This window comes from Bacillus sp. CDB3 (assembly GCF_002081505.1).
GTDB classification, from domain to species: Bacteria; Bacillota; Bacilli; order Bacillales; family Bacillaceae_G; genus Bacillus_A; species Bacillus_A cereus_AT.
The window spans coordinates 1-24,619 of the sequence record NZ_ALBR01000082.1 but is presented as its reverse complement, the minus strand read 5'-3'; the positions used below and the strand labels follow the sequence as shown (position 1 = coordinate 24,619).

The following is a 24,619-nucleotide window of genomic DNA, read 5'->3' as shown; positions in this document are numbered from 1 at the left end:
GGGGTACAATATGAGTTTAACATTACTACTATTTATTATTGGGTTTATAGGGTCATTCATATCAGGGATGGTTGGAATTGGCGGTGCAATCATTAATTATCCGATGATCTTATACATTCCAGTATTGCTAGGATTTACTGGCTATACGTCACATGAAGTGAGTGGTATTACAGCGATTCAAGTGTTCTTTGCAACTTTTGCAGGCGCGTGGGCGTACAGGAAAAGTAATGATATGGATAAAACTTTAGTTGTGTATATGGGGGCTAGTATATTAATAGGAAGCTTTGTAGGTAGCTTTAGCGCGAATTTATTAAATGAGCATACTGTAAACATTGTTTACACATTACTAGCTACTATTGCGGCTATTATGATGTTTGTACCGAAGAAAAATAATAGCAGAGCAGTTAATTATAATAAATGGTTAGCAAGTATGTTAGCGTTTATTGTAGGAAGTGTTTCCGGCATTATTGGGGCTGGTGGTGCATTTCTTTTAGTCCCGATTATGCTAGTTGTTTTAAAACTACCAATACGTACGACGATAGCAACATCTATTGCTATTACGTTTATTTCCTCGGTAGGGATTACGACGGGGAAAGTGATTACTGGACAAATAGTTGTTATTCCAGCTCTTATCGTTGCGACAGCAAGTTTATTTGCAGCTCCTCTTGGGGTGAGAGTAGGGAAGAGAGTGAATCAAAAATTTTTACAATATGTATTGTCTATTTTAATTGTAGGCACCGCTATAAAGATGTGGATCGATATGATATGAATAAAGAAGGATGGTGCTGCTTGCAGCCCATCCTTTTATTTATGCCCAAATAACTTTCATTAAGTTTTTATATTCGTCATTTGCTAATTTATATAGCATTCTCGTATGTTCAAAGACAAGTGCTGGATTAAAGTTTGGTTCTGAGAATGCAAGAGATGTTGAAATATCAATTGCATTTTGCTTATTTAGCGTGAATTTTGCAAATCGGTAAGATGTGTTTAATTCATTGATGACATGTAAAATGTCATTTGTTGAATCAGGTACGTGAGCAACATTGAAGCAGTATATATCCACAGTAGGATTTTCGTTGTCGAAAGCAGCGATAAGTTGAATTTTTGCGCCAGCTTCTGTTTCTAGTCCTACTGAGAAATGTACAGAACCATCATTTTCATCTATATTTTCTTCCATATATATATCGTTTGATTTTAAGTACTCTTTAAAATCTGAAATGTTATGTTTTACTGCAGCTTTCATATGTGTGAGCCCCCTGATAATTGGAATAGATTACTATTATTTATTATAATTTAAAAATATTAAAAAAGATAGTTGGAAAGTTCTGATTTTTTATTTTGAAAGCATTAAAAAGAAGCAGTGCTCTACCTCCATAGAGCACTGCTTCACTTTATTCATTGTTATTAGACGATTTTTCTGTATCTTCACTGCTATTATCATTATGTTTATTGTTACTTGATTCATGTTTGTTTGTATCCTCAGAGTCAGATTCTTTCGTTCTCTCTGAGTTTGTTTTTTTCGAATCGGATGTAGATTCTTTCGTTTTCTCTGAATTTGTTTTTTCGAATCAGAATCAGAGTCAGAGTCAGATTTTGTATATGCAGGTAGCCCAAGGTGACTACGAAGTTCGTTTGTAACATTAGCTAAGTCTTTTTTATCTGGATTGTAGTAGTAAGTTCGGCCACCACCAGGAGATTTACTACATGTATCATCACCTTTTGCCATGTAACAGTCGTCACCTTGAAGTTGTAATTTCTCAATTTCCGAATCCGATCCATATTTATAGAATGAAAGCATGTCATCGAATGTTAAGTTTGTAACGAATTGTCCGTTAATATCATCAATGATGTTTCCAACTTTTGTTACAGACCCAGCGCTTGTTAGTTTCTTTAAAATTGCTTCAATAACGAGTTGCTGACGTTGTCCACGCATCGCATCACTATCAATGTGTCGTGTTCTAGCAAGAGCAAGAGCCTCTTCGCCATTTAACTTTTGAACACCTTTTTTCAGGTGAATGGCCTCAGCATTATCATTGCTATCTTGCTCAGTAAATTCAACTGGTACATCAACTTCAATACCGCCTAAGTCATCGACGATTTTTATAAATGATTTAAAGTTAAATTTTACAAAGTAATCGACAGGAACATTCATTAATTTTTCAACTGCATCGATACTTGCTTGTGGTCCACCATCTTTTCCGTTTTTAGCAGAACCGAATGCATGAGCGTGTGTAATTTTATCTTTTTTCTTTTCTACTGGAATATAAGTATATGTGTCACGTGGAATACTTAATAGTTTAACAGTTTTGCTATCTTTATTAAAAGTTGCAAGTAATAGTGCATCCGTTCTTATAGCTTCACCGTATTCTTTCCCACGGACATCACTTTCATCAACACCCATGATTAAGACAGATACATTGTTTGTAATAGGTTTTACAGCTTTAGCACGTAAATCAGACTTATCACCGCGTGCTAAATCGTGAGCGGCGTTTCGAACAGCAGAAGATGCTTTATTTACTAAAAACCATGTATAACCGCCACCTATTATTAAAACTAATAGAATAACGCTTATAATAATTTTTGTTTTTTCTTACTATTTTTCGGTTTAGTTCGTGTATTTTCTTGTAAAGATGGGTTTTGCTCCATTTCTTGTACTCCTTCATTTGGATTGAAATACGACACTCATATCCACTTATTATAATGAAATTTAGCGAAAAAAAACATTACAAATCATTTACATTTCGTAAAAATTCAATTTATTTATAAAAAGTCAGATTTTCTATATTTTATTTTTGAGATGTAGAATAAGTATAAGTTGTTTTAGTAGAAATGAAAATATGTATTGTGAGAAAGTGATAGAGAAGTAAGATTTGTTGAAATATAGCCAAGAAGATGTGATTAGCTGTATATGTACTTCTTATATAATAAAGAAAGATTTTACGGATGAAGGAGAGAGCATAATGAATAATACATCATTCCGAGCAATTGTCGTGAACGAAAGAGAAAATAATCAATTTGAAAGAAAGATTGTTGAGAGAGAAATTAATACTTTACCTGAAGGAGATGTGCTGATACGGGTTCATTACTCTTCATTAAATTATAAAGATGCCCTTTCAGCTACTGGTAACAAAGGTGTAACGAGAACATACCCTCATACACCAGGCATAGATGCAGCGGGAGAGGTAGTTAGTAGTGAGAATAACGCCTTTCAAGAAGGCGATCAAGTTATTGTAACTGGATATGATTTAGGTATGAATACTTCTGGTGGTTTCGGAGAATATATTCGCGTGCCATCATCTTGGGTCGTTCCTTTACCAGAAGGAATGTCTTTGAAGGAAAGTATGATGTACGGGACAGCCGGTTTTACAGCTGCCTTATCGGTATATAAGCTCATTAGAGCGGGAATTACGCCTAATATGGGAGATGTTTTAGTAACGGGTGCTACGGGCGGAGTAGGCAGTGTAGCAGTTAGCATTTTAGCGAAGCTAGGATATAACGTAGTAGGATCAACTGGGAAAATGGAAGAGGAACAGATGCTGCTACGTCTAGGAGCGAAAAAAGCTATTCATCGTGAAGAATTGAATGATAAGTCTGGGAAACCGATGTTGAAGAGTGTATACGCAGGTGTTATCGATACAGCCGGTGGGAACATGTTAGAAAGTTCTTTAAAGGTAGTTAAGTATGGAGGTTGTGTAACGACGTGTGGTAATGTAGCGGGACATGAGTTAAATACAACGGTATACCCATTCATATTACGAGGTATTAGCCTTTTAGGAATAGATTCAGTGCAATGTCCAGTAGACATGAGAAGAGAAGTGTGGGCATTGTTAGCGACCGATTGGAAAAACTTAGAGCTATTATCTTATACAGAAGAATGTACATTAGAAAAATTAGATGAGAAGTTTGCGCTTATACTGCAAGGAAAGTTAAAAGGAAGAACGGTTGTAAATATGAAATAAAAAAGAGACGCTTACATTAGCGTCTCTTTTTGTAATTATAATGATTGTTTTACTGCTAGTTTACCTTGCTCACCTAAAACACCGTCAGCAATATTTACAGCGTGATCACCGATACGCTCTAAGTTACTTACCATATCAACGAAAATGATGCTTGCATCCCCTGAACAGCTACGTTCGTTCAGACGTAATACGTGACGTTTACGAAGAACACGCTCCATTTGGTCAATTTTACGTTCTTTCGCAATAACTGTTTGAGCTAATTCAGTATCGAAGTTTGTTAAAGCTTCGACTGCGTCTTGTAATGTCGAAATTGTTAATTCAAGCATTTCATTTAGTTCAGCTAGTGCTTCATCTGATAGTGAAACGCGGTTTGAAATTTGGAAATCTACAAGTTCTACAAGGTTTTCTACATGATCACCGACACGTTCAATATCTCCAACAACACCAGCTAAAACGGAATGTTTTTCAGAATCTGCAGGTGAGAGCGGCTTTTCTGATAGTAACACTAAATACTCGGTAATTTTTTTATCTAAATTGTTAATAGCTCCTTCTAATTGAGTAGCCATGTTTTCGTGCTTTTTGTCTTGTGTATTTAAATATTGATTCGCTTCTTTTAATCCGTGTAATGAAAATTCAGCCATACGCACAATCTCTTTTTGAGCTTCAGTTAAAGCGATAGCTGGAGATTGCTCAATAAAGATTGGATTTAAATGTTGCGGTTTGAAGTTAATAGATGAATCTTCACCACGAATGATTTTTGTTACAATCCATGCTAATACTGCAATAAATGGGAACTGAATGATTGTATTTGTTACGTTAAATGTTCCATGTGCAAATGCAATTGTCATTTCTGGATTTAAGTTTAATGACGTTTGGAAATACTGGATTAAACTTGTAAACGGTACTAATAAAATTGTAAAGATAATGGTACCGATAATATTAAAGATAACGTGAACTAATGCTGCACGTCTTGCTGCAATTGAAGTACCGATTGCTGCTAATACTGCTGTAATTGTTGTACCGATGTTATCACCGAACAATACAGGAAGAGAAGCTTGTAAATCGATTGCACCTTGACCGAATAGTTCTTGTAAAATACCGATTGTTGCGCTTGAGCTTTGTACAATTAAAGTGAACACTGTACCGACAATAATTCCTAAAATTGGATTGTCACTCATGCTAACCATTAACTCTTGGAATGACTCTAAAGAGCGAAGAGGTTTCATACCTGAGCTCATTAATTCTAAACCGAAGAATAACATACCAAAACCGAATATTACTTGACCTAAAGAATGTACTTTTTTATTTTTAAAGAAGAATAGTAAGATCGCCCCAACTGCCATAATTGGGAGAGCGTATTCTCCGATTTTAATCCCGATAATAAATGCAGTAACTGTCGTTCCGATGTTCGCACCCATAATAACACCAATTGCTTGTCTTAATGTCATAAATCCGGCACTTACAAGTCCGACTGTTAAAGCGGTTGTTCCTGAACTTGATTGAATTAATACTGTAACTAACATACCCGCTAGTACACCCATAAGAGGGTTTGTTGTAAAACGATCTAGAATATCGCGAAGACGATCTCCAGCTGCTTGTTGCAGTCCATCGCCCATGTATTTAATCCCGAATAAGAAAATACCTAATCCACCAATGAACTGGAAGATCATATCTTGAATATTGTATTCCACGCATTCCACTCCTTAAATTTCATGTACGATGTAATTATTAACTAAACCTAGAGACACTGTAAACGGTTTATTAGTAAAATTTACACTAAATTTACAAAGGGATGAAAAGTTTACAAATCTTTAAAGAAACACCTGTATTTTATTGGTTTTTAACTTTTGTGAATGGTATTTTTGTAAAGAAGTCACACTTTTTAGAATAATATTGTTCGATTACATATGAAAAAAAGCGTCTGCGAGTTCATCGTATATTTTTTGATGAAAGTTAAAAAAATATGTAGGGAAATGCATGTAGTTTTATACCATCGAAAAATGGGGAATGTTTAACGTGTATTGATTAGTATGAGGTTATTGTGAGTTGAAAAAAGCCACTAAATTATCCAGCAGCTTTTTCTTTAGTTTTATCTCCATGCTTTTGTTTTCTTATACTTGTAATATAAATGAACAAGAAAGCAATAAGTAATAAAGAGGAATATCGATATACAGTTGCATAGTTAGTAAAGTGTGCAATGAATCCAAAAATAATCGCTCCAGCACCAATTCCAAGATCAAATGCTGAGAAGAATGTTGCTGTTGCTACTCCTCGTCTGTGTGGTGCTACTCGGTCAATCATCCACGCTTGTAGTGCTGGTTGAATGGCACCGAAACCACTTCCATAACACGCTGCGGCAATAATTAAGCTCGGAATTGTAGTTGTATACGACAGCAAGATAATACCTGTAAACGTAATAATAACTCCTGGAATGATGACAAATGTATGGCCTTTCGCATCATATAATTTTCCAGAAAACGGGCGGGTTACAGCGATTGCAAGCGCATTAAATAAAAAGAAGAGACTAATGTCAGCAATCCCGACTTCCGTAGCAAATAATGTGATAAAGCTCCCAATTCCCCCGTACATTAATGTAATACATAATATTAATAATGAAGGAAGTAAAGCTTTGCGCTCAATAAATCCATCGAGAAAGGTACCAGATGTTTGCTGTGGTGGTTGCGGCGATTTTTTGATTTGAAGTAGTTTCGTCAATATTAATGAAACTATTGTGCATGAAAGTGCGCATAAAAAAAGAATCGTGAAGTTATATGTTTGCATAAGCCAAAGTCCGATAAGCGGACCGAGCGCCATGGCAATAGTTCCAGAAAGACCGAAATAACCCATGCCTTCACCGCGGCGAGCTTGCGGAATTAAGTCTGAAACGACAGTTCCATATGTAGTCGTTGTAATACCAAAGCCAGCTCCGTGTAAAATACGAACGGCAAGCAATAGGAAAACGGTTGAAGCGAAAAGATAACTGCCCATAGCGAGTAAACAAATCGCGGTACCGATCATTAAAATGATTTTTTTATTGAATTTTTGCAAGGCGTTTCCAGTTAGCGGTCTAACAAAAAGTGCCGCAACGGTAAACATGCCGACAACAAATCCGATATTGGAACTTGTGCCACCAATTTCTTTCACATAAACAGGTAAAGTTGGAATTAACATTTGAAACCCTAAAAACATACATAAGTTTGCTAGAATTAGTGCAACAAACTCTTTTGTCCATAACGGTTTTCGTTTTACGAGTATCGCTTCTCCCATATATTCATCCCCCTATATAAAATTTATCTCTGTTCTTTCGAGTATATGTATTGGTCAACATAACAGTCAAGGAAGGTGTCTTGAAAGCGGATAACAATTTTTAAGATGAAAAACTGACAAATTTGTGTAAAAGCTACACAACTATGAAAAAAAGATGTAAAGTATAGATGTATAGACTAGTAGTTGTTATGAATGATAGAAATTGTTTTTTCTTTAAAGAAAGCGGATTCAAATGACGGTGGACGAGAAGGGGATACATACTTTTTCACTGCACATATTTGAAAAGGTTTACAATATGATGAAGAAAGAGGCGTGTACATATGAGACGATTAGGTATTTCTATTTATCCAGAACATTCGACAGTGGAGAAAGATAAGGAGTATGTAACATTAGCAAGTAAATACGGATTTACACGTGTATTCACATGTTTATTATCTGTAGATGGCGAAAAAGAGAAAATTATAGAAGAGTTTAAGGAAACGATCTCTCATGCAAATGCATTAGGGTTCCAAGTATTAGTTGATATTAGTCCAGCTGTGTTTGAACAACTAGGTATTTCGTATAATGATTTATCGTTCTTCCATGAACTAGGTGCTTATGGTATTCGTTTAGATGTTGGGTTCTCAGGTTTAGAAGAATCAATTATGACGTACAATCCATATGGCTTAAAAATTGAGATTAATATGAGTAACGGTACGAAGTATGTAGATAACATTATGAGTCATAGACCAAATCGTGAAAATTTAATTGGCTGTCATAATTTCTATCCACACCGTTATTCAGGATTATCATACGATCATTTCATTAAATGCTCGAAACAATTTAAAGATTACGGTATGAGAACCGCTGCTTTTATTTCATCATTCGATGCAACATATGGGCCTTGGCCAGTAACGGAAGGCTTATGTACGTTAGAGCAGCACCGTGAATTACCGATGACAACACAAGCGAAGCATCTATTTGCGACAGAATTAATTGATGATGTTATTATTGCGAACGCTTATGCTTCGGAAGAAGAATTACAAGCACTAGGTGCATTAAATAAAGAGAAACAAACATTTGATATAGGACTATATGATACAACAACAGAATTAGAAAGAATTATTGTGTTAGACGAACCACATTTTTATCGCGGAGATGTATCTGAATATATGATTCGCTCTACACAAAGTCGTGTGAAATATAAAAAAGAAGAGTTCAAACCGCATAATACTCGCGAAATTAAGCGTGGTGATCTTTTAATTGATAATGAACAGTATGGTCAATATAAAGGTGAATTACAAATTGCTTTAAAAGATATGGTGAATACAGGAAAAACAAATGTAGTTGGCCGAATTGTAGAGGAAGAAATTTTCTTATTAGATTATTTACAAGCTTGGGATAAATTTGGATTTACACTAAAGAAATAATGAGAACGGGATAAAGTGAAGCTTTAATCAGTGGGAATGTAGTTCATCCCACTGATTATTAGCCTTCATTAATCGGGGATAAAAGGGAAAAAACTACTGATTTCAGTGGCTTTTTCCCTTTTATATAAAGAGCGAGAGGAAGAGCTATGACAAAAGTGCATCAGCGATTAATTTCTATTTTAGAGGAGTTTTTAGAAGAGAAATCGATGTTAAATCGAGCTTTTTTAGCGAGCCGTTTACATGTATCAACGAAGACGATTCAAAAGGATATAAAATTATTAAATGATATATTAGAAGAAAACGGAGCGAAAATCGAATCGCAAAGAGGGACTGGGTACGAATTAGAAATTATACAAACGAAGAAATTTGAAGAGCTTTGCGTGAGTCTATTTCAAAAACAGGTGGAAAAGATCCCAACTTCTTATGAAGAAAGAGTAGCGTATATTTTACAACGTATTTTAACGACAGATGAGTATGTGAAGCTTTCGCAATTAGCGGAAGAGATCTATGTGAGTAAATCAACTGTAAATTTAATTATGAAAGATGTTACGGATATTTGTAGTCGTTATGAGTTACAAATTGAAAAAAGACCATATTATGGTATACGTATTGTGGGAGAGGAATTTAATATTCGTTCTTGTTTATCACAATATGGTTTACCACGTTATGACCATACCCCGTTTCATGAGCAATTTGAGCAGACTGACACATATTTATCGTTACCTCATATTTCTCTCATCCGCTCAGTTATACTAAAATACATCGAGGGAGGAACGATATATTTATCAGATATAGGGATTGATAATTTATCAATTCATATTGCAATTGCGTTAAAGAGATGTAGGGATAGTCATTACATTCAAGCACTGCATGTGGAGGAATCTGAACTTATAATAAAGAAAGAATATAAAATTGCGAAACAGATTTTAGGGAATTTAGAGGAAGAGCTGGAACTTCAATTTCCAGAAGAAGAAGTTTTATATGTGACGATGCATTTATTAAGTACTGCTGTTACAGCGAAAGATCGCTATGAAAATGTAGAAGAGCTATTAGGAAAAGAGATATATGCATTCATGCAACATATTCTTTTTAAAGTAGCGGAAGAACGGAATCTTATTTTTTATTATGATGAAGAATTATTATTTGGATTGGGTGTTCATTTAAAAACGTTATTAAACCGTTTGAAATATAAATTAAATACGAGAAATCCTCTTTTGGCAGAAGTGAAAAAGAATTATCCATATGCATTTGAAATTGCAGTTCTCGTTGGAGATATAATTGGTGAGTATACAGGTGACTCGATTCCAGAAAGTGAAATTGGTTATATTGCTATTCACTTCGGTGGAGCGATGAGTCGTTTGCAAGAAAAGAATCAAAAGAAAAGATGCTTATTAGTTTGTGCGACTGGCCAAGGGAGTGCACAGCTATTAAAATATAAAATTCTATCACAGTTCCGAGATAAATTAGAGATTGTAGGAATTACAGGCTATTATCAATTGAAGGTAGAAGAACTGTACAAAGATAAAATAGATTGTATTATCAGTACGATTCATATACCGAGTGGTTTGCCTGTGCCAGTTATAAAAGTGAATTCAATATTTGATGATAAAGAGATTAAATCGATTGGTCAGCAGTTATTTACGCATGTGAATACTAGTGTGCAGCAATATATTAAGGAAGACTTGATCTTCTTAAATCGTAGTGCCTCTACAAAAGAAGAGGTTATTCAGTTTTTATGTGAGAAAGCTGCTTTGAAAGGTTATGTACCTGCAAACTTTTATGCTTCTGTTATGGAAAGAGAGAATACATCTCCGACAGCGGTTGGAAATTTAGTTGCGATTCCGCATCCGATGCAGTTATTAAGTGAGAAAACATTTTTGATGTTTTGTACACTTAATAAAGCAGTTGACTGGGGAGATAAGAAAGTACAAGTTATTATTTTATTTAGTGTAAAGCGCAATAATAATGAAGATTTACAAAAGCTTTATGATTTTTTATACGATATTATGTCTAGTCAAAATACGATAGAGAAATTAACTCAGGCTGAAGTAATTGCAGAATTCCAAGAGATATTATTATCTTTATAAGAAAAGTATATAAAAACTTCCGTTACACAACGGAAGTTTTTTATGTTTAATTGTATGCGTTTTCATAATAAGATAAAAATATAGAAAAAACATAGCTTGGGGGGAATTTTAAATGACTGATATGCAAACTCCATTTGCGTTAATTTTACATGGTGGCAACGCGAGAAGCGCGGCACTTGAAGCAATCGCTTTTGCAAGACAAGGAGATTTTGAGAATGCGAATGAAAAGATGGAACTTGCTAGTGAGGAAATATCATCAGCTCATCGTATTCAAACGGATTTAATTCAAGAAGAAGCAAGAGGCAATCATTCAGAAATAAGTTTATTATTAGTGCATGCACAAGATCATTTAATGAATGCTATTACAGTGAAAGAACTTGCTGAGGAATTTATCACTCTTCATAAACGAGTGGAAGAGAAAGTGACAGTGTAATATGTACATTTTATTATGTTGCGCGGCAGGTATGTCAACGAGTATGGTTGTAAGAAAAATGCAAGAAGAGGCAAAGAAACAAGGGAAGGATTATAAAATTAAAGCAATCGATTCAGAACTTGTGAAACTGGAAATAAAAAATGCTGATGTTGTTTTAATTGGACCACAGGTGAAGTATTTGTTTCCAGCAGTAGAGTTTCTTGCGAAATCATACGATATACCAGTTGCAATTATAGAACAACGAGATTATGGCATGTGTGATGGTTTGAAAGTACTTAAGCAAGCAGAACAATTAGTTTTAGCGTAATTATATTTTTTTAAATATAAACATTATAATGTTATAACTTTTTAATTTCGCCACATTGAACATAGGGAGGGTTATCGATGAATGGTTTTATGAGTTTTATGGAACAGAAGATTATGCCGACAACGCAAAAGATTGCGGGGCAACGACATTTATTAGCAATTCGAAACGGAGTTATTTCTACGTTACCGTTAACGATTGTCGGATCATTTTTCGTTATCTTTTTAAATTTACCAATTGATGCATATATGGAATGGATTGCACCGTTTCGTCATATTTTAGATATTCCATTCCGATTTACAGTAGGCTTAATGGCGTTATACGCAGCGTTTGGGGTAGGGGCTTCACTCGCGAACTTTTATCAGCTCAATCAATTAAGTGCAGGATTATTATCTGTACTCGCCTTTTTACTAGCATCAGTTGAACCAATTCAAATAACAAAAGCTGTACCAGGTGTTATTGATGCAGGTAGATATATTTCAGTAGGAACATTAAGTGCAACTTCTTTATTCGGAGCAATTGTTACAGCATTAATTGCAGTAGAAATTTATCACTTTATGATTAAGCATAATATCTCGATTAAATTACCAGATAGTGTACCACCAGCAGTTGCAAACTCGTTTGCAGCATTAATTCCAACTCTAGTAGTTATTCTTTTATTCTGGGGTATTCGTTACGGTTTGAAATTTGATGTAAACACAACAATCACATATTTAATCGCACCATTAAAATCAGTATTAGTAGGAAATAATTTATTCGGCGGTTTATTAACAGTATTCTTAATCGTGTTCTTCTGGTCGTTCGGTATACATGGCCCAGCGATTTTAGGACCAATCATTCGTCCGATGTGGGATTCAGCAATTCTTGAAAATATGGAAGTATTCACGGCTACAGGAAATGCACATCAGTTACCAAACTTATTTACAGAGCAATTTATTCAATGGTTCGTATGGATCGGTGGATCAGGCTCAACGTTAGCTTTAGTAATTATGTTTATGTTCTCTAAATCTAAGTTCTTAAAAGAGTTAGGTAGATTATCATTCGTACCAGGATTATTCAATATTAACGAACCAATTATTTTCGGGGCACCAATTGTAATGAACCCGATATTAATTATTCCATTCGTTATTACACCGTTAGTTACAACGACGGTATCATACTTCGCAGTTGTTTCAGGTATGATTCCGATGATGATGGCGAAGCTGCCGTTTACGATGTTAGCACCAATTGCAGCTATTATTAGTACGGACTGGACAATTATGGCTGGTGTACTTGTACTTGTTAACTTTGTTATCTCATTCGTTATTTACTATCCATTCTTCAAAATGTATGAGAAGCAACAATTAGCAGGAGAGGAGAAAACAGAATGCTCGGAGCAATTATCATCTTAATTACATTCGTGGTCGGACAATGCATTGCTCATTATTCGAAATGGGTGCAAAGTAAATCTTTATTAGTGTTATTACTAGTTTCAGTTTTATTTATCGGTTGTTCAATGGGTGCATATGTAATGTTAGGTATACACTCGCCGTACGTAATTATTGTACCGACAATTTTATGTGCGACATGTTTATCTGCAAAATATAGATTTACAAGCATGGCATTAATACAACGTGTGAAGGAGATGCAAAAGCATGGAGCGTAAATTAGGAATTTCTCTTTATCCAGAGCATTCAACGAAAGAAAAAGATATGGCATATATTTCAGCAGCGGCACGTCACGGCTTTTCAAGAATATTCACTTGTTTACTGTCTGTGAATCGTCCAAAAGAGGAAATTGTAGCAGAATTTAAAGAAATTATTAATCATGCAAAAGAGTACAATATGGAAGTCATTTTAGATGTAGCACCAGCTGTGTTTGATCAGCTTGGTATTAGCTATAGTGATCTATCATTCTTTGCAGAGTTAGGTGCAGATGGTATTCGTTTAGATGTAGGATTTGACGGATTAACAGAAGCGAAAATGACGAACAACCCGTACGGTTTAAAAATTGAGCTAAACGTAAGTAATGATATTGCCTATTTAGAAAATATCCTTTCGCATCAAGCGAATAAAGCGGCTTTAATTGGTTGCCATAATTTTTATCCGCAAAAATTCACTGGTCTTCCGTATGATTATTTCATTCGCTGTAGTGAACGTTTTAAAAAGCATGGTATTCGCAGTGCAGCATTTATTACATCACATGCTGCTAACATTGGTCCATGGGATATTAATGACGGATTATGTACGCTGGAACAACATCGTAATTTACCAATTGAAGTACAAGCGAAACATTTATGGGCGACAGGGCTTATTGATGATGTCATTATCGGAAATGCTTATGCGAGTGAAGAAGAGTTAGAGAAACTAGGAAACTTAAATCGTTACATGTTACAGCTAAAGGTACAATTTGTAGACGAAGCGACTGAAGTAGAGAAGAGAGCGACACTACAAGAATTACACGTAAGACGCGGCGACATAACGGAGTATATGGTACGTTCTACAGAAGTACGTAAAAAGTATAAAGACGCCGATTTCCCAATTCGAGAAAGTGTACTACAGGAAAGAGGTCAAGTTGTAATTGGTAACAACTCATTTGGTAAGTATAAAGGTGAACTACAAATCATCTTGAAAGAAATGCCGATAGATGAACGGAAAAATATTGTCGGTACAATTGCTGAAGAGGAGTTGTTCTTACTAGATTATGTAGGGGCTTGGACGCAGTTTACTTGTGTGGAATAGGGAAGATAGGAGGGGATGCTACGGCATCCTCTTTTTTCTGTTGAAATAGTAGTCTATCGTATATAGAATGCAAAGAGATAGATTTAATTTGGACGGGAGAGAAGGAGATGGAAGAGTATATAGATGATTTATTAAGGCGGATGGGTGATGAGGAAGCAGGTATTCGACAATGTGCATATGAAGAGGCGAGATGGTTAAATGATTTATCGCTTTTTTCTTGTTTACAAGAGAAAGTAACGAAAGCAAGAAAAGCACATATAAAAACAAATCTATATTTTTTAATTACACAACTTGCAATAAATACTAAAGAGATGTATATTGCAGATTATTTGATAGATCGGTTAGAAAGTGAAGAAAGCAGGGTGGTGTTAGATAGTCTGCTCATAGATTTAAGTAAATTATCTGAAGCAAGCAATGCACATAAAATTATTCCTTACATATATCATAAAAATAGTGGAGTTCGTTATTCTGCTGTCATCGCTTTAAAGTTATGTAAATCGTTGGAAGCAGAAGATGCTTTATTGAAGTTACTTACAGTGGAAGAGAAGCGAGATGATGTTGTAAATATATGTGCTACTTTATATGAGATTGGAACAAAGCGATCAATTCTACTTTTAACGAAACTTTTACACTGCGATAGTGCTTATATTCGTTCAGCGGCTATTGAGACTTTAGCGGAAATCGGAAAAACAGACTTACAAATAGTTTATATTGATGCTTTAGCTGATAGAAATGTCATGGTGAAATATGAGGCCATTCGAGCTATTTATACATATGGAGATGAAATGGCGATTAAGCCAATTTGTGAACGTGTGAATAAGGTTGTTGCCAGAAGACGTAAAAATGAAGTAGAGCCTATTGATGAATCAGAGATCATTATTGCTCTTCGCTTCTTACATCAGTTCGCTGATCAAGAAGAGGTTTTGAAGACGCTTGATAAAGTATATAACAAACGAGGAAATTTATTTATGTCAGAGAGAAAGTGGCTTCGAGACTCTATTTCGTACTTTCAAGAGAAAGAAAGAATGTAAGAATCATAAAAAAAGAGTCAGCCTCAAAGTAGAGACTAACTCTTTTTTTATGATTTAGTTTAAAATTTTCACTGTAACTGTTTGGCGTCCCCAGCTACTTGATGAACCTTTGTCTGGCATTAAAACGTCGATTTTATTTCCTTTAATAGCTCCACCAGTATCACCAGCGATTGCTACTCCGTAACCTTCAACCCATACTTTTGAACCTAATGGAATGACACTTGGATCAACTGCAATTAGTTTCATGTTTGGATTAGCTGTTAAGTTATGACCCATAGCTGATTTTACTTGGTCGCCTGCTTTGTAACCATTTTCAAGTGGATCTGCTGTGTAAGCTGTTGCTTCAACTCTTAACTCACGAGAAGAAGATGGTGCACTTGTTTCAGTTTCTTTTGCAACAGGTTGTTGTGTAGCTGGTTTTTGAGCTTTAGCCGCTTCACGAGCTTTAGCTGCCTCTTGAGCTTTAGCCGCTTCACGAGCTTCAGCTGCTTCTTGAGCCTTAGCTGCTTCACGAGCTTCAGCATCTGCTTGAGCTTTAGCCGCTTCACGAGCTTTAGCTGCTTCTTGAGCTTTAGCCGCTGCTTGAGCTTCAGCATCTGCTTGAGCATTAGCTGCTTCACGAGCTTTAGCCGCTTCTTGAGCTTTAGCATCTGCTTGAGCTTCAGCTTCTGCCTGAGCTTTAGCTGCTTCTTGAGCCTTAGCTGCTTCACGAGCTTTAGCCGCTTCTTGAGCTTTAGCATCTGCTTGAGCTTCAGCTGCTTCGCGAGCTTTAGTTGCTTCTTGAGCTTTAGCCTTTGCTTGAGTTTCAGCTAATTCCCCGGCTTTAACTGCTTCACGAACTTTAGTTGTATCTTGAACGTTAGTTACTTTTTCAGCTTTAACTACTGGCTGAACTTTAACTGGCGCTTTCCCTGTTAAGTAAGGAACGTGTACATAAGCTGTTTGGCCGTTATATTCAAATTGAATCCAATCATTTTGTACTTGGTGTGTTGTTTCGATTACATCATCTTTTTTCAATTTACCAAGAATCGCTGAATCTGTATTTGCTCCAGCACGTACGTTTAATACGTTTGCTGTTACGTAGTAAGTATCTTTAGTGTAGTCAGCGCTTATGAAAGCTTCTTTACCACTATTTAATTGAACTTTTGACCATCCGTTTTCTGTATGTAAAACGTTAACTTTATATCCATCTAATAACTTTCCGACAACTTTTGATTCAGTAGTTGGGTTTTCTCGTACATTTAGTACATCAGTTGTTACAATCGTTTCTGCTTTAGCAGATGTTGTGAAAATCCCAAGACCAAAAACCGCTGCTGTTGCTATACCCATAAATTTTTTCATAATAGCCTCCATTGCATTTGTTTTTCGTTGACCTCATTATAGCAACCATTATTTTCTTATTTGCGGAAAACACAAAACTACAAAGCATTCGTAATGAGGCGTTAATATTCCGTAATAATTCCATTAATATCCTGATAGCGTTTTCTTTGCGGTTTTCGGGGGATTATAACATATGATTCATAAAATCAACACTATTTTAATTACTGATAGATTAATAATGTATCAGTAATATTACCTAAATGTTTCGGTGGTATTACAAAATGGGGGTATTTAACTGTTTGAATCGCAACATGGTTATAAAAATATAATATTTTTGCGTGTGGAGTCATATATATAGGGTGAATTTTAATAAAATAGAGATATAATTGTTACAAAATAAGTTGTAGTATGGAAAAAATTACGCCTTGAATTTGTGTTATTACATAGTATTTTTGCAATAATAGGATTGCAGGATAGTTGTAATGTGAAATGGAAGCTGCAAGGATAAAAAGGTAATCGCAACATGAAACATATATAATAGAAGAAACATGATTTAAAGGGACGATATTGTTATGAATTAGTTCGCGAATTGCTTCAGAGTTATATAGTAGAAGTTAGAGACGCAGATTTTTAATAAAACAGCGATAAAATTGAATTTGCTTTCAATAAAATAAAAAACGTAGGAGTTTACACTCCTACGTTTTTTATTTATTCATATCGTAAACATTCAATTGGATCAAGTTTTGCAGCTTTGTTAGCTGGTAGTAGTCCGAATGCAATACCGATTAGCATTGAAATACCTACTGAAAGAAGTCCAAGTTCTTTTGAGATAACGAGTGGCCATCCAGCAAAGATTGAGACGATCCAAGCGAAGAAGATACCAAGCATGAATCCGATGAAACCACCGAGTCCCGTTAAAATACACGATTCGATTAAGAATTGCGTTAATACTTTACCGCGTGTTGCACCAAGTGCTTTACGAATACCAATCTCACGTGTACGTTCTGTTACAGATACAAGCATGATGTTCATTACACCGATACCACCAACAAGTAAGGAGATAGCAGCGATACCACCGAATACCATTTTCATCATACCGATTGATTCATCTAGTTGCTTCGTAAATTCACCCATATCTTGAGCTTCGAATTTATGCTCAAATTTAGGAGCTTTCATTTCGTTTAGAACAGAAGCGGCTTGTTTTTCTACACTTTTACGTTCTGCTGGTGAAGTTAATATTAATCTTACAGAGTCATACTCAGTTACTCCTGAGATTACAGGAGCGTTTTCAAGTGATGTATAACCTTCTGACATAGCCATTCCGAAATCATTTTTCGTTTCATACACACCGACTACTTTATATGGCTTTCCTTTTATGTCAGTGTATAAATTTGATTCCCAGCCATTAAATAATTTATTGAAAGCTTCTTCATTTAATATAACAGCAGGGATTGCTTGCTTTAATTCACTATCATTTAATTCACGACCGTGAACTAATTTTATTTTCGCATCTGTCATGAAGGCGCCTGTTCCACCTTTTAAATTAAGAGAGACATCCTTTGAACCAGAAGATGCTTTTACTTTCATACTTACATCTGGATAAACATCTTTAACGCCTGGCACAGTTTGAAGACGTTTTAACATATCAGCTGTAATTTTGGCACTATCAGTTCCATAATCAGGGTTGTTGTAGTAAATCGTTACTTCCGTATCTTTTCCTTGGCCTAACTCTTTTTTAAACTTTGCATTTGTACCATCACCCATTGAAATGATAGTAATAATGGCGCTAATACCAATAATAATACCTAGCATTGTTAATATAGAACGCATTTTATGGGCAAAGATAGAGGAAAGGGCCATGCGTATATTTTCACTCGTGTTCAAAATTAACCTCTCCAATCTTGGACGATATTTCCGTCACGAATTACAATTTGACGTGCTGCCGCTTCCCCGATTTCACGATCGTGGGTAATCATAATGATTGTTGAGCCTTGTTTGTTTAATTCGTAAAAGAGGTCCATAATTTGTGTACTTGTTTTCGTATCAAGTGCACCCGTCGGTTCATCGGCTAAAATGAATTTTGGGTTATTTACAATTGCACGTGCGACTGCGACACGCTGCTTTTGTCCACCTGACAATTCGTTCGGTAAGTGAGTAGCACGATCAGCTAAACCTACTTTTGTTAAAGCTGCTAATGAGCGCTCACGTCTTTCTTTTTTATCAACTCCAGCGTAAATAAGAGGCAATTCAACATTTTGAAGTGCTGTAAGTCTCGGTAATAACATGAAGTTTTGAAATATGAACCCGATCTCTTTATTACGAACGTGTGCAAGTTCGGTTTCAGACATGTTTGAAATATTTTGTCCGGCTAATTCATACGTACCTGTCGTTGGTTTATCTAAGCAACCGATAATGTTCATTAAAGTTGATTTACCAGAACCAGATGGTCCCATAATAGAAGTAAATTCTCCTTGGTTCAGTGTTACGTCAATTCCGTGTAATATTTGAACGGACTCTGCACCATTTTGGAAGGATTTCGTGATGCCTTTTAAGTTAATCATTCAACGACAACCTCCATACCATCTTTTAAGTCTTTTTCAGGTTTAGAGATAATTTGCTCTCCTTTTTTCACTCCAGAAACTTTTGCTTCGCTATCTGTCTCGAATTCAACAGTAACCGCTTGTTCTTTCGCTTTACCATCTTTTACAACGAAGACAACATTTTTGTCACCTTTTTTCACGATGCTGCTTTTCGGAACAATTGTACCAGTTGCTTCGCCAGATTTACTTGTTACGTAAACGTGGAAGCCGTTTTGTAATTCTTCACTATTATCTAATGTGACAGTGAATTGATAGTTAGAAACAGTTTTATTTTCGTCCATGCTCTTTAATGGTGTAGAACCGATTTCCGTTACTTTTCCTGTCCAAGTCTTACCAGCGACTGTTTTTGATGAAACAGTTACTTCTTGCCCAACTTTCATACTAGCAAGCTCATATTCAGAAAGTTGACCTTTTACTTTAAATTGACCAGCGTGACGAAGAGTAATTCCGCTCATACCTGTTTTTTCGTCAGCAGTTTTTACGATATCATCAATTACGCCATCAGCAGGGCTTGTTACAGAAAGTGTGTTTACTTTCTCTTTTGCTGCTTTAATCATTTCATCAGCTTTTTCAACTTCAAACTTTTTCATTTCAATTTGTGATTCTAATTGTTGCACTTCAACTTCTGCTGCTTTTAATGCTTCAGCAGGAAGGCCTGCATTTTTATCTTTTTGTAATTTTTGTTTCGCTGCATCAATTTGTTTTTGGAACAACGTTACTTCTTTTTGTGCGATTTTCTTTTGCATTTCTGCTTCTGTTACACCTTGTTTAGCAGTAGGGTCATTGTATTTAAACAGAAGCTGACCTTTTTTCACTTCATCGCCTTTTTTAACAGCTAATTCATATGTTCCTTTTGTTGGATCGAATGAAATAGTTTCAATTCCGTTTGGAATAACTTCGCCACCAAATTTTTGTGCGTTTTCAATTTGTTTTTCCGTAACTTTATAACCGCTATATGCCATTGCTACTTCTGAACTGCCTCCAGCAAATGCAAAGTATGATCCAGCTGCAATTCCGATTGCTACTACACTAGTAATTAACACTTTATTTTTCTTCTTCATCTATTTATCACCTTTTCGTTCGTTTTAGTATCTACATTAAGTATAAAAGAGGTGAAGAATCTGACAAATCGTTTTAGCTTACAATAACCTTACAGTTTTGTAAGGTATGAATATGTAAATGTAAGGTAGAGCTTGTCCTAGTGTAAGCAAATGAATTGACTCGTCGTTTCTTTCTTACAATAATATTGTATGAAAGAGAGGAGGAGGGAAGATGGAAGCTTATTTTAGTGCGCATCCATTAAAACCATTTATTCCATACTCAAGGCAACACGTCCTTATATTATTTATTATGTTGTTGGGGATATTTTTTCTGTATCAATACCAAGATGTATTACGGCAAAGTGAGTGGAATATAACGGTTCGATATGCGATTGCATTTTTATTTATTGGAAGTGAAATTGGACTCCATATGTGGGAATGGAAAGCGGGGATCTTTGATCTAGCCACCTCATTACCATTTGAGTTATGTACGATTAGTTTATTGTTAGCATCGATTATGATTGTAACGAAAAGTTATCGATTATATGAGATTGTGTTTTTTACAGGAATTATTGGTGCATCACAAGCCATTTTAACGCCAAACGTGCAATATGCTTTTCCACATTTTCGCTTTATAGAATTCTTCATTGCACATGTATTACTCATTTGGGCACCACTCTTTATGACATGGGTGGAAGGATATCGTCCGACATTACAATCTATTAAGCGTACGATGATATTTTTAAATATATTGATTCCAATTGTTTCGTTTGTGAATTACAAAACAGGCGGTAATTATATGTTTTTAGCTCGTAAGCCGGAAACTGCTTCATTACTCGATATGTTAGGGCCGCATCCTTACTATATTATTTCATTAGAAATAGCTGCGCTTACGGGATGTTTTATTTTGTATATGCCGTTTGCGAAAAGAGAAGGGCATGCGCATAAAGAATCACTAGGATCATAACCTAGTGATTTTTTATTTTATAAATATTTACAATTCAGAAAATTAAGAATAAAATTAGGGGGTAGATTACATATAGAGAGAAGGGAAAACGTGGTCAAAAAAGTTTTTCTGAATGGGATGGAAGTGACGATTCAATTTATTATTTCGATTTTGGGTATTATTTGTTTAGGGGCACTGCCGAAGTTATTTAATGGATTTGAGCTGCGTGCATCAACGTACATAAAGAGTTTAAAGGGAATATTTGTGAATTTAATGGACATCTCCAATTTTAAATATGTGGGAGATAAATTTTTATTTCCACAGTTGTTTGTCCATTATAAAGAAACGATTGTTATATTTTTAGCAGCTTTTTTCATTTCATTATTTGTAGCATTTTGTATTGTTTATGTGATTATGAGTAGTTCACCGCGTATACAACATCGCATTAAATCATTTCTCATCTTCCTAGAATCCATTCCAGACATTCTTCTTATTTTAGGATCACAAATTTTAGTTATATGGTTTTTTAAACAAACAGGTTTTTTACCTTTTCAAATTGCGGCAATTGGAGGCGAGTCGATTAGAGGATTGCCAATATTTTGTTTGAGTATACCGACTACGATTCTGTTTGTAAAAATGTTAGTGCTTCGTTTTGAAAATGAGCTAGAAAAAGATTATGTACTATTTGCTAAGGCGAAAGGGCTCGGTCGCTTTCATATTTTAAATCGTCATATTTTACGAAATGTGTTGCTTAGTACACTTTTCTTTGCGAAAACGAATATCTTTTTTATGTTATCTAATTTATATATTATCGAATGGATTTTTAATACGGGTGGTATTTTTATGTTTTTGAAATCGTATGAGGGTATTAGGGTTGAGGTTTTCATTGTTAGTGTACTGCTTATTTATATTCCAATTTTTATTTTATTTAAATTGTTTCATTATCTCATTCCAGCTGCGATGAAGGAGAGGCTATAATATGTGGACGTATATAAAACGCGATAAAAGATTTTGGATAAGCATTGGGTTTCTTCTCATATTAGTTCTTTTGAGCATCGGAAATACGATATGGAATGATGGACAGATTAAAAAAGTTACATTGCAATATGATGCGGCTGGAAATCCAGAAGTACCACCGTTTTCACCTTCATTACAATTTTTACTCGGGACAGACCGGAAAGGATATGACCTTTTACATTTAGTCATTGAAGGCGCGAAGTGGACGATTGGTATATCTATTTTAATTGCGGCACTTAGAATGGTAATAGGTGTGTTTTTCGGTGTTGTACTCGGAACGTATGTAAAAAGAGGGTTTTCTAAGATTGAGTCTTTTTTTGATAGTTTTACAGTTATTCCGACAGTTATGATTGCGTATTTCTTTCTTCAATCTGTGAATCTATTTGGAAGTGGAGAGGAAACAACAACTTTTTTTGAAAGGGCTTCGTTTCAAGTTGTATTACTTGTAATGCTTGTGATGCCAGTTATTGCACTGTATGTTGCGAAGGAAGTTCGTAAATTGAGAACGGAAGAATTTATTGATGCTGCGCGCATATTAGGCGGATCAAGAAGACACGTAGTGATAAAGCATATTTTTCCACATCTCTATATGACGTTTATACTCGTATTTCTTCAACAGTTTACTCAAACCTTGACCATTTTACTTCATTTAGGGTTACTTGAGGTGTTTTTTGGAGGGACGGTTCAGTTTGGTGGACCGATTCGAGGGATAAAAGAAATAGATTCTTACACACATGAATGGTCAGGGTTAATTGGGGTATACTTTCGATCTTTAACAGTGCATCCATGGATTCCCCTCGTTCCAATTACATTTTTTGGACTTACTATCTTTTCGGGAAATATGATTGTAAAAAGTATAGAAGAAGCGATGATGAAAGTGAGGTTAGGTGGAGAGATAAAGAAAACAAATGTAGAAGAGGAACAACCTGCTGTGCAGTCGAAAGAAGAGTTGTTTACATTTAAACATACGATGTGAAGAGCCTAGGAGACTAGGTTCTTTTTTATTTTGTTATATTACAATATCGTAAGAGAGATGTAATGAAAATCGATGGGGAAGAAATGTAATTTCGTATACACTTCATGTATAGAGAAATGCGAGAGCGGGTGAAGGTATACGATGGATTTTTTAGAAGTATCAAAACGTAGTATAAAACGAAATGTGAAAGATTATTTTCTATACTTTATTTCATTAGTGGGCAGCATTATTATTTATTTTACATTCGTATCGATTAAACGAAATGAAAGTGTAGTAGCGCTTTTGAAAGAATCGGATAAAGTGGAAACGACATTTACGTTTGCACAAATTTTGTTGATTATCTTTTTAACGATATTTATTTTTTATTGTAATAGCTTCTTTTTGCGAAAGAAGAAAAAAGAAATTGCGTTATACAGTTTATTAGGAATTCGTAAAGAGGAAATTGCTAAGTTACTCTTTTATGAAACATTATTAGTTGGTGCTGCGGCAAGTGTATTAGGTATTATTTCTGGTTTATTTATAGCGAATATATGTGCAGGGCTTCTTGTGAAGTTAATGGGAAGTGCGTTTACTTTTACATTTACGATTTCATTTTTATCTATAGTAGAAGTCCTTATAGCGATAGGTGCGATTTTCTTTATTGCATCATGGAAAAGTAAAAAGTTAATTTATGAGCATCGTTTAGTTGAATTATTGTACGGTGACAATCAGAAAGAAGAAGCACCTACGTATTCAAGTAAGAAGGCAAAACGAGCGATTGTTTTATTAATTACAGGTTATATAATTGCGTTACTCACACAAGCTTTTGGATTTGGAGCAATCTTTATTACAGGTCTACTTATTTTTGGGTGTATTGTAAAAGGTACGTTTTTACTATTCGAGCAGTATACAGTGAAATCACTCCATAAAATAAAGGGAGATAAAACGAAATATTGGAATGGAACGAACATTTTATCGATTTCTTCATTGTTCTTCAGAATAAAAGGAAACGTAAAGATGCTTGCGCTATTATCTTTATTAAGTGCAGTGACACTATGTACAATTGGAATTAGTTCTAGTATGTATTATGGGGCGAAGAAAACGGCGACATTAATGAATCCAGTTAGTTATGAGTATGTAACAACTGGAAAGGAGTTAGATAAGAAAGTTAGAAAAGAAATTCAAAAACATGAGTTAGGAATCAAAAATGAAACGTCTGTAGCTATGCTCTCTATGCAAGGAAAGATTGAGGGAGAACAAATATTAACAGGATATTTAATAGGGAATGGTAATGTACAAGTTATAAAAGTGTCGGATTATAATAAATCAGCTTCTATGTTAGGTAATAAACAAGTTATTCTAGGTTCTGAAAAGGAAGTTGTTTTATTAGATCCGTATAAATCATATAACATAGAAAAGAACTCGCTTGAAGGAAACGACGTATCCTTTGAAGGGATGAAGAATGGTATAACAATCGTTGATCATCGTGAGGAAACAATTGTGAGTGCGAAACTTGCACCAGTTGGACTTG

The 24,619-nt window shown here is 35.2% G+C and carries 20 protein-coding genes and 2 pseudogenes; 14 read left to right on the top strand and 8 right to left on the bottom strand.

Annotation, left to right across the window (positions count from 1 at the left end; translation table 11 throughout):
* Nucleotides 1-10 precede the first annotated feature (10 nt).
* On the top strand, nt 11-769 hold the full coding sequence (locus CDB3_RS20230; RefSeq protein WP_128855737.1) for a sulfite exporter TauE/SafE family protein: 759 nt from the start codon (nt 11-13) through the stop codon (nt 767-769).
* 39 nt (nt 770-808) lie between these two features.
* Here the strand turns inward: CDB3_RS20230 and CDB3_RS20225 are convergent, their stop codons facing one another.
* Nucleotides 809-1,243 carry a YbjN domain-containing protein gene (locus tag CDB3_RS20225; RefSeq protein WP_071747805.1) on the bottom strand — a complete coding sequence of 145 codons (435 nt, stop codon included), beginning with the start codon at nt 1,241-1,243 and terminating at the stop codon, nt 809-811.
* A 148-nt stretch (nt 1,244-1,391) separates the two neighbouring features.
* Nucleotides 1,392-2,646 (bottom strand): annotated as a pseudogene (locus CDB3_RS20220) (LCP family protein).
* Nucleotides 2,647-2,960: 314 nt separating this feature from the next.
* Here CDB3_RS20220 and CDB3_RS20215 point away from each other — a divergent pair.
* The gene (locus CDB3_RS20215) at nt 2,961-3,959 is read left to right on the top strand and encodes a YhdH/YhfP family quinone oxidoreductase (RefSeq protein WP_128855736.1); all 999 of its coding nucleotides are present in this window, start codon (nt 2,961-2,963) and stop codon (nt 3,957-3,959) included.
* Between the two features lie 35 nt (nt 3,960-3,994).
* On the opposite strand, the gene CDB3_RS20210 is transcribed toward CDB3_RS20215, so the two are convergent.
* On the bottom strand, nt 3,995-5,650 hold the full coding sequence (locus CDB3_RS20210) for a Na/Pi cotransporter family protein (RefSeq protein ID WP_128855735.1): 1,656 nt from the start codon (nt 5,648-5,650) through the stop codon (nt 3,995-3,997).
* A gap of 373 nt (nt 5,651-6,023) precedes the next feature.
* Nucleotides 6,024-7,226, bottom strand: coding sequence for an MFS transporter (locus tag CDB3_RS20205; RefSeq protein WP_128855734.1), 1,203 nt, complete (start codon nt 7,224-7,226; stop codon nt 6,024-6,026).
* A 320-nt stretch (nt 7,227-7,546) separates the two neighbouring features.
* On the opposite strand from CDB3_RS20205, the gene CDB3_RS20195 reads away from it, so the two are divergent.
* The 8 genes from CDB3_RS20195 to CDB3_RS20160 all read left to right on the top strand — a co-directional run bounded on the left by CDB3_RS20195 (nt 7,547) and on the right by CDB3_RS20160 (nt 15,210).
* Nucleotides 7,547-8,635, top strand: coding sequence for a DUF871 domain-containing protein (locus tag CDB3_RS20195; protein ID WP_001253369.1), 1,089 nt, complete (start codon nt 7,547-7,549; stop codon nt 8,633-8,635).
* 146 nt (nt 8,636-8,781) lie between these two features.
* Nucleotides 8,782-10,722, top strand: a complete 1,941-nt coding sequence (locus CDB3_RS20190; protein WP_128855732.1) for a BglG family transcription antiterminator — start codon at nt 8,782-8,784, stop codon at nt 10,720-10,722.
* A gap of 112 nt (nt 10,723-10,834) precedes the next feature.
* Nucleotides 10,835-11,155: a PTS lactose/cellobiose transporter subunit IIA gene (locus CDB3_RS20185; RefSeq protein ID WP_128855731.1), complete on the top strand. Its 321-nt coding sequence runs from the start codon at nt 10,835-10,837 to the stop codon at nt 11,153-11,155.
* A 1-nt stretch (nt 11,156) separates the two neighbouring features.
* Nucleotides 11,157-11,462 carry a PTS sugar transporter subunit IIB gene (locus CDB3_RS20180; RefSeq protein ID WP_128855730.1) on the top strand — a complete coding sequence of 102 codons (306 nt, stop codon included), beginning with the start codon at nt 11,157-11,159 and terminating at the stop codon, nt 11,460-11,462.
* Nucleotides 11,463-11,539: 77 nt separating this feature from the next.
* Nucleotides 11,540-12,850 (top strand): PTS sugar transporter subunit IIC, encoded by a 1,311-nt coding sequence (locus CDB3_RS20175; RefSeq protein WP_071747814.1) that lies wholly within the window; start codon nt 11,540-11,542, stop codon nt 12,848-12,850.
* On the top strand, nt 12,826-13,104 hold the full coding sequence (locus tag CDB3_RS20170) for a hypothetical protein (RefSeq protein WP_128855729.1): 279 nt from the start codon (nt 12,826-12,828) through the stop codon (nt 13,102-13,104). The genes CDB3_RS20175 and CDB3_RS20170 overlap by 25 nt, the downstream gene beginning before the upstream one ends.
* Nucleotides 13,094-14,179, top strand: coding sequence for a DUF871 domain-containing protein (locus tag CDB3_RS20165; RefSeq protein WP_128855728.1), 1,086 nt, complete (start codon nt 13,094-13,096; stop codon nt 14,177-14,179). The genes CDB3_RS20170 and CDB3_RS20165 overlap by 11 nt, the downstream gene beginning before the upstream one ends.
* Before the next feature lie 107 nt (nt 14,180-14,286).
* Entirely contained in the window at nt 14,287-15,210 is a 924-nt protein-coding gene (locus tag CDB3_RS20160; RefSeq protein WP_128855727.1) for a HEAT repeat domain-containing protein, read from the top strand.
* Between the two features lie 54 nt (nt 15,211-15,264).
* On the opposite strand, the pseudogene entC reads toward CDB3_RS20160, so the two are convergent.
* The 4 genes and pseudogenes from entC to CDB3_RS20140 form a co-directional block, all read right to left on the bottom strand.
* Nucleotides 15,265-16,675 (bottom strand): annotated as a pseudogene (entC, locus tag CDB3_RS20155) (cell wall-binding protein EntC).
* A 563-nt stretch (nt 16,676-17,238) separates the two neighbouring features.
* On the bottom strand, nt 17,239-18,390 hold the full coding sequence (locus tag CDB3_RS20150; RefSeq protein ID WP_483861149.1) for an ABC transporter permease: 1,152 nt from the start codon (nt 18,388-18,390) through the stop codon (nt 17,239-17,241).
* A 26-nt stretch (nt 18,391-18,416) separates the two neighbouring features.
* Nucleotides 18,417-19,091 (bottom strand): ABC transporter ATP-binding protein, encoded by a 675-nt coding sequence (locus CDB3_RS20145; RefSeq protein WP_016094728.1) that lies wholly within the window; start codon nt 19,089-19,091, stop codon nt 18,417-18,419.
* Entirely contained in the window at nt 19,088-20,191 is a 1,104-nt protein-coding gene (locus CDB3_RS20140) for an efflux RND transporter periplasmic adaptor subunit (RefSeq protein ID WP_128855725.1), read from the bottom strand. Before CDB3_RS20140 ends, CDB3_RS20145 begins: the two co-directional genes overlap by 4 nt.
* Nucleotides 20,192-20,402: 211 nt before the next feature.
* Here CDB3_RS20140 and CDB3_RS20135 point away from each other — a divergent pair, with 211 nt between their 5' ends.
* The 4 genes from CDB3_RS20135 to CDB3_RS20120 form a co-directional block, all read left to right on the top strand.
* Complete coding sequence (locus tag CDB3_RS20135) at nt 20,403-21,137, top strand: YwaF family protein (RefSeq protein ID WP_128855724.1); 735 nt, start codon at nt 20,403-20,405, stop codon at nt 21,135-21,137.
* Between the two features lie 90 nt (nt 21,138-21,227).
* Nucleotides 21,228-22,094 (top strand): ABC transporter permease subunit, encoded by an 867-nt coding sequence (locus CDB3_RS20130; protein ID WP_128855723.1) that lies wholly within the window; start codon nt 21,228-21,230, stop codon nt 22,092-22,094.
* Nucleotide 22,095: 1 nt separating this feature from the next.
* The gene (locus tag CDB3_RS20125; RefSeq protein WP_128855722.1) at nt 22,096-23,109 is read left to right on the top strand and encodes an ABC transporter permease; all 1,014 of its coding nucleotides are present in this window, start codon (nt 22,096-22,098) and stop codon (nt 23,107-23,109) included.
* 141 nt (nt 23,110-23,250) lie between these two features.
* On the top strand, nt 23,251-24,619 hold a 1,369-nt coding region (locus tag CDB3_RS20120; RefSeq protein ID WP_142263488.1), incomplete at its 3' end, for an FtsX-like permease family protein.